This is a genomic window from Chryseobacterium sp. NFX27 (genome assembly GCF_049887855.1).
Classification (GTDB): Bacteria; Bacteroidota; Bacteroidia; order Flavobacteriales; family Weeksellaceae; genus Chryseobacterium.
In genome coordinates this window covers 310799-322816 of sequence record NZ_JAGEKK010000001.1, presented here as the reverse complement: position 1 = coordinate 322816, position 12018 = coordinate 310799, and the positions used below count along the sequence as shown (strand labels likewise).

At 38.5% G+C, this 12018-nt stretch carries 13 protein-coding genes; 4 read left to right on the top strand and 9 right to left on the bottom strand.

The features are described 5' to 3' along the window. Window position 1: 1 nt before the first annotated feature. Both J4Q03_RS01515 and lpxK read right to left on the bottom strand, forming a co-directional pair. Complete coding sequence (locus tag J4Q03_RS01515; RefSeq protein ID WP_426046479.1) at window positions 2-814, bottom strand: purine-nucleoside phosphorylase; 813 nt, start codon at window positions 812-814, stop codon at window positions 2-4. Beyond that, window positions 798-1823 (bottom strand): tetraacyldisaccharide 4'-kinase, encoded by a 1026-nt coding sequence (gene lpxK, locus J4Q03_RS01510; RefSeq protein WP_426046478.1) that lies wholly within the window; start codon window positions 1821-1823, stop codon window positions 798-800. The genes J4Q03_RS01515 and lpxK overlap by 17 nt, the downstream gene beginning before the upstream one ends. 87 nt (window positions 1824-1910) lie before the next feature. On the opposite strand from lpxK, the gene truA reads away from it, so the two are divergent. The 3 genes from truA (at window position 1911) to J4Q03_RS01495 (ending at window position 5004) form a co-directional block, all read left to right on the top strand. Further along, window positions 1911-2666: a tRNA pseudouridine(38-40) synthase TruA gene (truA, locus tag J4Q03_RS01505; RefSeq protein ID WP_426046477.1), complete on the top strand. Its 756-nt coding sequence runs from the start codon at window positions 1911-1913 to the stop codon at window positions 2664-2666. Window positions 2667-2736: 70 nt separating this feature from the next. Then, window positions 2737-3075: a hypothetical protein gene (locus J4Q03_RS01500; RefSeq protein WP_426046476.1), complete on the top strand. Its 339-nt coding sequence runs from the start codon at window positions 2737-2739 to the stop codon at window positions 3073-3075. Between the two features lie 168 nt (window positions 3076-3243). Further along, window positions 3244-5004, top strand: coding sequence for an ABC transporter ATP-binding protein (locus tag J4Q03_RS01495; RefSeq protein WP_426046475.1), 1761 nt, complete (start codon window positions 3244-3246; stop codon window positions 5002-5004). A 68-nt stretch (window positions 5005-5072) separates the two neighbouring features. Here the strand turns inward: J4Q03_RS01495 and J4Q03_RS01490 are convergent, their stop codons facing one another. The 5 genes from J4Q03_RS01490 to J4Q03_RS01470 all read right to left on the bottom strand — a co-directional run bounded on the left by J4Q03_RS01490 (window position 5073) and on the right by J4Q03_RS01470 (window position 8980). Next, window positions 5073-6857 carry a GEVED domain-containing protein gene (locus tag J4Q03_RS01490; protein WP_426046474.1) on the bottom strand — a complete coding sequence of 595 codons (1785 nt, stop codon included), beginning with the start codon at window positions 6855-6857 and terminating at the stop codon, window positions 5073-5075. Window positions 6858-7071: 214 nt separating this feature from the next. Continuing rightward, entirely contained in the window at window positions 7072-7689 is a 618-nt protein-coding gene (locus J4Q03_RS01485; RefSeq protein WP_426046473.1) for a class I SAM-dependent methyltransferase, read from the bottom strand. Between the two features lie 38 nt (window positions 7690-7727). Next, complete coding sequence (locus J4Q03_RS01480) at window positions 7728-8318, bottom strand: hypothetical protein (RefSeq protein ID WP_426046472.1); 591 nt, start codon at window positions 8316-8318, stop codon at window positions 7728-7730. Continuing rightward, on the bottom strand, window positions 8308-8778 hold the full coding sequence (locus tag J4Q03_RS01475; RefSeq protein ID WP_426046471.1) for an RNA polymerase sigma factor: 471 nt from the start codon (window positions 8776-8778) through the stop codon (window positions 8308-8310). Before J4Q03_RS01475 ends, J4Q03_RS01480 begins: the two co-directional genes overlap by 11 nt. A gap of 22 nt (window positions 8779-8800) precedes the next feature. Then, a complete protein-coding gene (locus J4Q03_RS01470; protein ID WP_426046470.1) occupies window positions 8801-8980 on the bottom strand; it encodes a hypothetical protein in 180 nt (59 codons plus the stop codon). Between the two features lie 569 nt (window positions 8981-9549). Here J4Q03_RS01470 and J4Q03_RS01465 point away from each other — a divergent pair. Then, entirely contained in the window at window positions 9550-9762 is a 213-nt protein-coding gene (locus tag J4Q03_RS01465) for a hypothetical protein (RefSeq protein WP_034702111.1), read from the top strand. A gap of 54 nt (window positions 9763-9816) precedes the next feature. Here J4Q03_RS01465 and J4Q03_RS01460 read toward each other — a convergent pair whose 3' ends face one another. Both J4Q03_RS01460 and J4Q03_RS01455 read right to left on the bottom strand, forming a co-directional pair. After that, window positions 9817-11109 (bottom strand): MFS transporter, encoded by a 1293-nt coding sequence (locus J4Q03_RS01460; RefSeq protein ID WP_426046469.1) that lies wholly within the window; start codon window positions 11107-11109, stop codon window positions 9817-9819. 106 nt (window positions 11110-11215) lie between these two features. Then, window positions 11216-11968, bottom strand: a complete 753-nt coding sequence (locus tag J4Q03_RS01455) for a DUF3575 domain-containing protein (RefSeq protein WP_426046468.1) — start codon at window positions 11966-11968, stop codon at window positions 11216-11218. Window positions 11969-12018: the final 50 nt, after the last annotated feature.

Genomic DNA, 12018 nt, shown 5'->3' with positions numbered 1-12018 from the left:
ATTAATAGTTTTTGATCATGCCTTTCACCACAGCGATCACATTCGGCATCGCTTTATTGGCCGCATTAAGGACTTCTTCGTGAGAAACGGCAAAGGCAATATCCGGTCCGCCAAGGTCTGTAATTACGGAGATACAGAAAACATTTATGCCCATATGTCTGGCAACAATTACCTCGGGAACAGTGCTCATTCCTACCATATCACCACCAATGGCCTTGATCATGCCATATTCGGCGGGTGTTTCAAAAGTTGGTCCCTGCAATGCTACGTACACTCCCTGATGGATTTTAATATTGTTTTCGGCAGCGGCCTTTTCAGCGGCTTCGATCATTTTTTTGTTATAGGGTTCGCTCATATCCACAAAACGCGGCCCGAACGATTCAATATTTCTACCACGAAGCGGATGTTCAGGCATCATATTGATATGGTCTTTTAAAATAACGATATCGGCAACACTGTAAGCCGGGTTTACACCGCCACAGGCATTGGAAAGAATGAGGTTTTTAATACCCAACAGGTGGAAAACACGTATTGGAAAAGTTACGGTTTCCATAGAATGACCTTCGTAATAATGAAAGCGGCCACTCATCATAAGAACTTTCTTGCCGTTCAGGATTCCGTAAATTAATTTTCCTCCGTGCCCGGCAACGGTAGTCTGTGGGAAATTAGGAATTTCAGTATATTCCAGAATATGGATCGCTTCCACTTCATCCTGCAGTTTTCCCAGTCCTGATCCCAGAACAATAGCAAAGTCTGGAATTTCTTTGATTGTACTTTTGATAAAATCGGCGGTCTGCTTAATTTTTTCTAACATAATCTAAGATGATTTGATTGAATTCTTCCTTTTTATCAATGATAACATTAATAGGCCAGTAGTAAACAATGTCTCTAAGATAGTCAAAAGTTTTCAGACGTACATAATCTTTCTCCGTAGTCAGGATCAGTTTATATTCCCCTAATTTTTTATATTCTGCGGTGATATTTTTGATGTCGTCATCCGTAAAATTATGATGGTCTCTGAATTTTAAATGCTTAACCCGCTGCGAAAATTTAGCCAGATGCTCCAGAAGCGGCTTGGGATTGGCAATTCCTGTGATCAGAAGGATATCGTAATAGTTCAGGTTGTTGTCCGGAAGCATTTTGTCTTTTCCGTACACATTTTCGTCATAACCGATGGATGAAAAGAATACTTTTTGGTTATAAGAAGGTCTTATCCTTGAAATATAATAACGTTTGGTTTCTTCGGTAAGTTCATCAGGACATTTGCTGACCATGATGACGTCTGCTCTTTTAGCTCCGTTTCTGGATTCTCTAAGGTCTCCGGCCGGAAGCAGATGATCTTTAAAATAAGGATCATTAAAATCAGTCATCAGAATATTGAATCCTGCTTTAATGGCTCTGTGCTGCATGGCATCGTCCAGAACAAGAACGTCAAGATCCATATCTTCAATTACTTTTTTGGCTCCGGGAACTCTTTCTTCTGAAACGGCAATGACGAAGCGGTTTTTGAAGCGCTCGAAAAGCTGCATGGCTTCATCGCCTACAATCTTATAGTTGCTTTCATAGTTCGTTACTTCATACCCTTTCGTCAGTCTTCCATAGCCGCGTGAAAGTACTCCTGTCCTGTAATGTTTGGACAGATACTGGGCAAGATACATCACCATAGGCGATTTTCCGCTTCCGCCCACAGAAAGGTTTCCGACATTAATTATCGGGGTCTTGAACTTAGTTGTCTTAAAAACTCCCAGATCATACATTGTGTTTCGGATACCCGTTACCAAATGATAACCGAGGGAAAAAGGATAAAGGTACCATCTTTTCATACGTCTGCAAAAATAGGAATTTTCATAAGGATTTTATATAATATTCTCAAAGACTTTCAACAAATATTTCGTTAAATTAAAGTATTTTTGTTGAGTTATTATACTACATTGAGATACTTTATTGAATTTTCTTACAACGGGAAAAACTATTTCGGTTATCAGATACAGCCGGATGCTATTACTGTACAGGAAGAACTGGAAAAAGCACTTTCCACGATATTAAGGGAAGAGGTCAAAACAACAGGTGCAGGAAGAACGGATACCGGCGTTCATGCTAAAAAAATATTTGCCCATTTTGATACGGAACAGTCTGTGGATGAAATGAACCTTCCTTACAAATTAAACAGTTTCTTACCTCCTGATATTTCGGTAAAGCGGATATTTAAGGTGAAGGACGACTTTCATGCCCGTTTTGATGCTACGTACAGAACCTATGAGTATTATATTTCTCTGGCGAAAAATCCTTTTACTCAGGAATCGGCATGGCAGCACTGGAAAAGACCACTGGATATTCACAAGATGAACGAAGCCTGTAAGATTTTATTTGAATATGAAGATTTTACAAGCTTTGCTAAATTAAAAACAGATAATAAAACCAATATCTGTAAGATGTATAAAGCAGAGTGGGAGCAGGATGGTACAGAACTTAAGTTTACGGTTTCAGCCAACCGTTTCCTGAGAAACATGGTTCGCGCTATCGTAGGGACGATGGTGGAGATCGGAAGCGGAAAAATAAAGCCGGAAGATCTGCGTACAGTGATTGAGGACAAAAACCGTAATGCTGCCGGAACTTCAGCTCCCGGTCACGGATTGTTTCTTGTGGATGTAGGATATGAATTTTAACCGGAAAATTGTAATTTAACTTTTCTGAAATCAGGATAACCCTGAAATTTTATATATAAAAACACAAATTATGTTATCAATTTTTATTCTTATCGGAGCTTACAGATATTATGCACAGCTTGCCGAAAAGTTCGGAAAAACAAAATGGCACTTTGGGCTTTTAGCGATCGGGGTGTATTTAGGAACGCAGCTGGTCTTTGGTTTTTCTTATGGAATTTATAAAGGACTTACAGATCCTGCTTCGGTAGGTGTGGATTATACAGGGTTTTCCCTTGTCAATATCATCAGCTGGATCATTTCAATTGCGGCCGTATATGGAGTTTACTATTTTCTTGAAAAGAAATTTGTGAAAGAGCATATGGCTAAGCCTTCTCTTGAAATTGAAAAGATTGGGGATAAAGATTTTTAATGAGCTCTTTGGTAACTGAGATTTTCGAAGACACGGGCTTACTATATTCATAATGTAAATAACCTTTATCTGGAATTTTCTATGACGATTTGATCAACTTCTAAAGGCTGTCAAATTTTAAAGTCTTATTTTTGCATAGAATTTTAAATTCTTTCTTCAACTCGTACAATGAAAAAACAAGATACCTGGGGGATTGTTAAGAGGCTGTTCTTTATAGGAATGAAATTCCGGTCCTGGTTCATCCTTACTTTAATTATTTCTGTCTTACTGTCCGTAGTTTCTACCTACAGGCCTTATCTTACCATGGAGGTGGTTGATAATGACATCACTAAACTGAAAGATAATGCTTTGATGATGAAGCATATCTATATCCTGGTAGCTTTGGTTTTTGCAGAGACTATTTTAAACTTTTTCTTAGTTTACTTTTCAAATTTTATTTCGCAGAATGTAATCCGTGATATCCGGGAAAGACTGTATGCGAAGCTGATCTATTTCAGAACATCATTTTTTGATAAAACTCCTATCGGGCAGCTTGTAACCCGTGCTGTAGGCGATGTAGAAACTATTGCTACAGTGTACACAGACGGTTTTCTTATGGTTTTCGGAGATATTCTCAGAATTGCATTTGTCCTGATCATGATGTTTAATACCAATGTGCATCTGAGCTATATCACATTGGCGATCCTGCCTTTAATGGTCATGATTACCAGATTTTTCCAGAAAAGACTGAAAAAAGCGTTCGGGGATGAAAGAACATGGACTGCCAATCAGAACTCTTTTGTTCAGGAGAGATTGGCAGGAATGTCTATTATTCAGGTTTTCAACAGACAGGAATCTGAGTTTAAAAAGTTTGATGATATTAATATTACGCTGAAAACAGCCCTTCTGAGAACCGTATTTATTTTTTCACTGTTCTTCCCTGTGGTAGAGCTTATTTCTTCTTTATTTATAGGATTTATCCTGTTTTATGGAGGTTATATCACAATCAGTGCCGGAGTTGTTATTGCATTTATACAGTATATTTCGATGCTGATCCGTCCGTTGAGACAGATTGCAGACCGTTTCAATAATATCCAGAGAGGTATTGTAGGAGCGGAAAGAGTATTGGGAGTTATGGATGAAGATTACGCCATGCCGAATACAGGAACTGTAAAAAAAGATCATTTTGCCGGTAAAATTGAATTCGAGAAGGTACATTTTGCTTACGATGACAAGCAGGAAGTGCTTAAAGGAATTGATTTTAAAGTAAATCCGGGAGAAACAGTAGCGATTGTAGGGGCAACCGGTGCAGGAAAATCGACCATTATCAGTCTTATCACAAGACTTTATGATATTAATTCCGGAAAGATTATAATTGATGATGTGGATGTAAAAGATTACGAGCTTTATAATCTGAGAAGTCACATTGGAGTCGTTCTTCAGGATGTATTTCTTTTCCACGGAAGTATTTTTGAAAATCTTGCCTTTGGAGACGAAAGCATTACTCTAGAACAAATAAAGGCCGGCGCAAAAGAAATTGAAGTTGATCAGTTTATCGAGCAGCTTCCGGGAGGATATGATTTTGTGGTTAGCGAAAGAGGTTCTTCTATTTCTTTAGGTCAGAGACAGCTACTGTCTTTCCTGAGAGCTTATTTATCAGATCCTAAAATCCTTATTCTGGATGAGGCCACTTCTTCTATAGACCACGAAAGCGAAAAACTGATCCAGAGAGCAACAGAAAAAATTACCAGAAACAGAACTTCTATTATCATTGCCCATAGGCTTTCTACTATCGAAAAGGCAGATAAAATTATTGTTATGGAGCACGGTAAAATTGTAGAAGAAGGAAAACATCTGGAACTTCTTGATAAGAACGGATATTACTCAACACTTTACAAAGCCCAGTTAAGACATGAAGTGGAACTGGAAGAAGAAAAACAGAAATCATAGATCAATATGATTTGATAAATTAGAAAAAAGAGAGCCTGGGCTCTCTTTTGTATTTTGAAATGTATTCCTTAAAATTTTAATTTCTTATTGATCACTTTTCCGTTTTCCCAAACTGCTGTTACAGTGATGATGGTATTCTTTTCATTAACAGGAAATCTGAATTCAGAGGATTTTATATCTGTTCTGCTGGTCAGAAGTCTTCCCGAGGCATCGTAGATATGGACACTGGAAATTTTAAGATCACTTTTTACCTGCACGAAACTCTCATCCCTGATAATTTGTGTAATGCTTGGTTTGTTTACACTTTCAGCAGCCAACAAATTCTGAGGTGCAATGATCACGGAATAATCTTCTACCTGTCCGTATTTCGGAGTGTAGCAGGCGGTAACGGCTGTTCCGTTGAATTCACCGATCACTCTCATTCTTAATGGCGTATTGGTAACAGCACTTGCAGGAGGAGTGACTGATGCGGTGGCAACAGAGCCGCTGCTGACTGAACTCTGATTAAGCACAAGTTCTGTGGTCTCATTAAACTGTCCGTCATTATTATAATCTATATAAGCCTTGATAATATGTGGGTTGCTGGTTCCCGGTGCAGCCGTAAGTACCGTTGCGGTATTGGATGGAATTGTAGTTTTTGAAATGCCGGAACAGTAATTTCCTGTAAAGTTTTCATAGAAATTATTGGACGCCTGTTTGTAATTAGCTGAGTAATTATTAATGTTCGCGAATTTCACAGAAGTAATTCCGATATTAAAGTTTCCGGGATTCGTCATAGAAGTCGGAGTACATGCTGTCGTTAAAACAGAACTGTTGTTAGGCGTAGTTGAAGAAGCTACCGAAGAATTGATCAGCGACTGTCTGTACTGCAGAAGCTGTGCCGTTGCCCTGGCAGACTGTCCCTGGGTAAATAAGTTCCTGAAGCAGAATGTGTAAGCCATTACATTTCTTTCACCGCCAGCATAGACCTGACTGGTACACGGATTAATCTGTCCTGTCTGACATGTATAAGGAACAGACGAATGATAAAGGCTTTTCATAGGTTCAGTATCACATACCAGGTCTCCCTGAAGAGTACAGTCTGTATTTGCAGGACATGCCCCGGTAGACTCACTGTAGCCTTCGTGCGTGTGACGAAGACCAAGCGCGTGTCCAAATTCATGAGCTAGAGTCTGGACATTCACTGCGGAAGCACTTGTAGACATGAAAGAATAATCATTGCTGCCTCCGGGATAATAGGCAAATCCGTTCAGAGTCCCTGCATTGGATGCAAGTTTTTTAACAACATAGATATTGTAATACTTGCTGGTGTCCCACATGCCCAGAGCGGTAATCTCGGAAGCGGTTACAGCATTCGTGGTATTATCATTGTTTACTCCTCCGCTCACATACTTTGGAAGATGAGAAGCATTGATCCTGTTGATCCCGTTGGTCAGATTACAGCTTGGATTCACCTTGGCAAAAACAAATTTCACAGGCAATACAGCACTGGTTCCCGACATTCCGCTGGTTGTACTCCCGGAAAATACTCCGTTCGTATAATTTACCCATGCTGTAATATCAGCATCAGATTTGTTATTGACTGTCCCAATGGCACTTCCGTCTCCTACCACATGAACAACAATAGGAATTTCGTAGACCTGATTCTTGTTTAATGTGCTGGATAATTTTCCGCTTTTGATCAGTTTGGATAATTCCAGGTTAAAAGCATCATCCTGAGCTTTCTGTTCCGGATGCCTTTCATAATGTTTTCGCATCAATTCATCAGTCCCGCACTCCTGGAATTCTAACTTCTGTGAATAAAAATTTGAACAGGCCAAGCCTGAAACAACGATTAATAGTAGTTTTTTCATAAATTATATTATTAGATTATGGTGTATTAAAAATAATAAAATAAATAACAAAAAAAGGAATTTTCTATTATATTGTTCTAAGAACTAATAAATTGTTTGTAAAAAATTATAAAAATGAAAGAATGTGTATGAATAAGTGATAAGTGAAAATCTTTCGTGCCTGTTTATAAGGTGTAAAAAAGAAAAATCAGTTTACTTAAGGATTCTTGAAAATTTACCTCTTAAATTTCTTAAAACTGCAGAAGACAAAATTCTGTACCGTACCAAAAGGAGTTGTATGATCTTCTGTCAGGCATTTTATTTTTTCAAAATCTGATTCAAACTTTGCCGGTAATGATTCATCATCGTATTGTTGAATATCCAGTCCGCTGCATTTTGCAGGGCCTTTTTTAGAAAAAGTTCCCAAAATCATAAATCCGGTTACACTTTTGCCTGCTATTTTAATATATTGGGAAACCTGTTCAGGAGTTGTTAAAAAATGGAAAGCAGCCCTGTCGTGCCAGATGTCATAAGTTTCCCGGGGCTCAAATGCTGTAATGTCTGAATTGATCCAGGTTACTTTATCAGCTTTACTCCCTAATCTGGTCCTTGCCCTTTCTAAAGCTTTTGATGAAATATCAAGAACACTAATGTTTCTGTATCCTTCATCCAAAAGAAAATCTACAAGATTACTGTCTCCACCTCCTATATCAATGATCCTGGCATCTTTCCCCAGGCCGAAAGAATGAATAAAATCAAGGGAGGTCTGTGGTTTTTCCTGCGTCCAGCTTACCTGGTCCGGGTTTTTGGTTTCATACACATTTTCCCAGTGTTTTTTGTTGGTGTCTTCCATTCTACAGATTGTTAACAGTGATAAAAATAGGTTTTTGATTAATCTTTCAACTGATCATTTATTTCTTCAAATTTATTAATTAATCCATTAAGTTTTGCCTGCTGTTTCTTTATGATTCTTGGTCTTAAATAAAACCAGTTGAAGGCAATCCACAAAAAAGTAAACAGGTAAGCAGAGATTCCATAGATCATTTTCATTTTCGATGCATATTCGTACATATACAGACTGATTCCTGCGAACAGCATGATGAAATATAGGTTCAGCATGGTGGTCTGTATAAATTTATGCTTGTTCTTCAGTGAATACAGGCTGTGCAGATATTCAGTATTCGTTTGAGTGTTATCAAGTTTATAAATAGGGCTGAGCAGTTTATTATAAGCAGACAGGAAAATAACCATAGCGAGAATTACCAGAACAATTCCGATTTTGGTAGTGATGAGCCGGGGCTCATAATAGTACCAGATGAACCCTATAAACAGACAGGTAATGATTAGTAAAATATTAGTAATCAATAACTTTCTTAGGTTTTCGTTTTTGAATTTCTTAAGCCTGCCAAGCAGCTCTTCTATACTGGGTTTCTCGGAAGTCTGCTGTTTCCAGAGGTCTTTAAAATCTATATTAGTAGCCATTTTCTTTGAATTTTTTCGTTAATTTTTCTTTTATCCTGTGAATCCTTACCCTGATGTTGGATTCTGAAAGTCCTACAATACCGGCAATTTCTGCTTGTCTTACTTCTTCCAGCTCCAGCGAAATAATGATCCTGTCCGTTTCAGGAAGCTCCGAAATAAACTGATAGAGCAGCTGGATCTGTGGCTCCATAGATTCCTGCTTTTTTTCTTCGAGATGAATGGGAAGTTCAGCTTTGGTAAATCTTTTCTCCCTTTCAATCTGTTTTAAGCAGTTATTGGATGCAATTCTAAAGATCCATGTCCCGATACTGGATTCATTCCTGAATTTTGGAAGCTGCTGCCAGACAATAATGAATGTTTCCTGGGCGAGATCCTGTGCCTGTTCAGCATTGTTTACATATCCCATGCATAAACGGAATATCTTCGGCCAGTACAGTTCGTATATATCTTCAAACACCATTATTGGGATGATAAAAAGTTATTCAACTGTTCAAAATACCATTCTTTATCATCATACATGATACAATGAAGCCTTTCGAAGCATATCTCATATCTGCTTTTTTCAAATTTTTATACTGATTTTCAATAGCCGGTTTAAAATTAACAAAACAGAACTCCGGAAGAATAAGGGAAGGACATTGAACCGTCTGTATTTTTTCCATGATTATAAAATTTTAAAGTGATATGCCTTTTAGAGACAGACTTCTTTAGAATGTTACAAGATGTTTTAAATTATTTGTGAACGTGAGGTCTTTTGCTATTCTAAATCTTTTGTTTTTTCAACACGTTAATTTTCAAATATAAGCATTCAATCAATCATCCACCTTCTTACTCAAAACCTTCAATTTAAACCATAACGTATTAAAAATCGGCCTCTCTGCATGAGTCTGACAGATTTCACAGCAGTTTTTCAGATGATGTAGCTGTAAAATATCATGTTACGGTTGCTTTATATCATTGCTCAAAAATTTTTGCTTATCAGCTGCTTTTCCCTGAATTAATAAGCCTTTCAAATAAATTGTCTGTGAAATCTTTGCCGTTTAAAATTATTTGACCAACCTGAAAAAATGTAAAATCTGTATAAAATCATTAATTTAAGTAAAAAAGTGACGGTTACCTGATGATTATATTGAAAAATTCACTATTTTTATTACAAATTTATAGCCTGCCCCGGATAATTGAAGGGTGTCAAGGAGAAAACTGATTTTTTAATTAAATCCCAAAAATATAAATGAGCAATATACAAGATGAATTTAAAGTCTTTAAAGACGAGCTGAAGAAACTGAATATCGACGTACAGAAAGTCGTGAAAGTGGGCAATGGGAGTATGGATTTCCATGAGGTTTTTTACAAATCACCGAGGTACCAGGAAGTGAAGAGTGTATATGTCCAGCGTCATAATCTGGATAGCATGGTGGAGAAATTTAAAAAGGCTTACCATTAACATATAGCCGGGCGCCGCAGAGAATCTGCGGCGCCCGTTTTTTTATGAATAATATTAATCCCTATCCAGTGTTGAGGTCTCCTTGGTGTCCTTCATTCCGGCATAAACGATCAGCGAGAATAATATACATCCGGTAATATACCAGTAGAAATATTCTTCCGTTCCAGCCTTTTTGAACCAAAGGGCAAGATATTCCGCCGTTCCTCCAAAAATAGCTACCGTAAGGGCATAAGGAAGTCCCACGCCCAGCGCTCTGATCTCAGAAGGGAAAAGTTCTGCTTTTACAACGGCATTAATTGAAGTGTAACCGCTCACAATGATCAGGGCGGCCATGATCAGGAAGAATGCAGTCCACATCGAAGTAGTCGTGCTTAAGGCTGTAAGTAGGGGAACTGTAAACAGTGTACCCAGAATTCCAAACCCTAAAAGAAGAGGTCTTCTTCCGATCCTGTCTGATAATGCTCCGAAAACAGGCTGGAGGCAGGCAAATATAAATAATGAAATAAAAGAAATCAGGGTAGACTGCTCTTTGGTAAGATGTACGGTATTTACCAAAAACTTCTGCATATAAGTGGTATATGTATAAAAAGCCAGGGTTCCGCCTAAGGTAAGCCCGATGACGGTAAGCAAAGCTTTGGGATGTTTGAGAAGCTCGGTAACTGTTCCTTTTTTCTTTTCACTCACTTCTTTTTTATTTTCAAATGCTTCAGTTTCATGAAGATTGGCTCTTAAATATAAAGCAATAACAGAAAGGAATGCTCCGATCACGAATGGAATTCTCCAGCCCCATTCTTCAAGCTGAGTCTCTGTTAAAAGAAGTTTCTGCAGAATCAACTGGATTCCTAATGCAATCAGCTGCCCGCCTATCAGCGTCACATACTGAAAACTTGAATAAAAACCCCTCCGGTTTTCTGAAGCCATTTCGCTGAGGTAAGTTGCAGAAACACCATATTCTCCGCCAACACTCAGCCCCTGCAGTAATCTTGCAAGCAGCAGCAGTGCAGGTGCCAGGATTCCGATCGTTTTATAGGTTGGGGTAAGCGCAATAAGAAGCGAGCCAAAAGACATCAGAAGGACAGAAAAGGTCATCGCTTTTTTTCTTCCGATTTTATCGGCAATACTTCCGAATATCCAGCCTCCGATCGGCCTCATTAAAAATCCTACGGCAAAGATTCCTGCCGTATTCATAAGCTGGGCATTAAGGTCTGAATCCGGAAAAAACGAATTGGAAAAATAAATGGCAAAAGCAGCATAGGCATACCAGTCATACCATTCAACAAGGTTTCCGATAGATCCGCCCACAATGGCTTTGATTCTCTGGGCAGTAGTTATAGGTGATGAATTCATAGATTTATTTGTAGATAATCGAGAAGTAAAGAAGGGCAAGATACAAATTTTGCGAAAAAATAAGCCGCTCTTTTAAGAGCGGCCTAATAACATTAAATATTATTTTTTAAAACCTGTATCCAATCGACAATCCGCTTCTGAAGCCTGCCCATGGTCCGTCCACTTTTACTTTTGCTCCATTGGCATTGGTTTCTACGGTATAATCTACAAAAGGGATATCAAGATTTTCAATTTCCTGCTTAAGCTGTGCCTGCATTTCCGGAGTCAGCACATAATTGCTGGTCATGTTGAAGTCACCTTTTCCGCTTCCATAATGAGCACCTGCGATCCAGAAATCAAGGACCAGGTTCTGGCTTCTGGTAAGGAAGAACTGTACGCCGACCATCAGACCGCCGCTGTTTCCGCTGGTGCTTCCCTGGCCTTTGAGCGGAATCTGGTAGGTATTTCCATCGACAGCATCGTAATCGTAATAGAAGTCAAAGCTATTGGACGAAACATCTGAATACCGGTAATAAGGTGCCAAGTAAAACCCTCTGCCATAGCCTTTCCCGATATAGAACCTGGGCTCGATGGTGAAGTTGGTTGCCTTTACTTCCAGATTTTGGAACCTTTTTTCGTCCTCTTCTTTCAAAAATGAATTGATGAAAGGTACTTTTCCCTGCGTCATTGTTCCGAAACCTATATTTAGAGAAAACCATTGGTTGATGGCTCTTTCATAAGACAGGTTGATATTTCTGAATGCATAGGCTGTAACATTGGTCTTAATAATGTTCATTTTCTCTGTGGGAACAGCCTGAATTTCCTGTGCATCTGCCTCTGAAAGCAGGAAACAGGGGATTAAGATGAGGAGCTTTTTCATGACTTTATATTTTGTGGTGTAAAAATATATCAGCAAAAAACGGGCAAAAA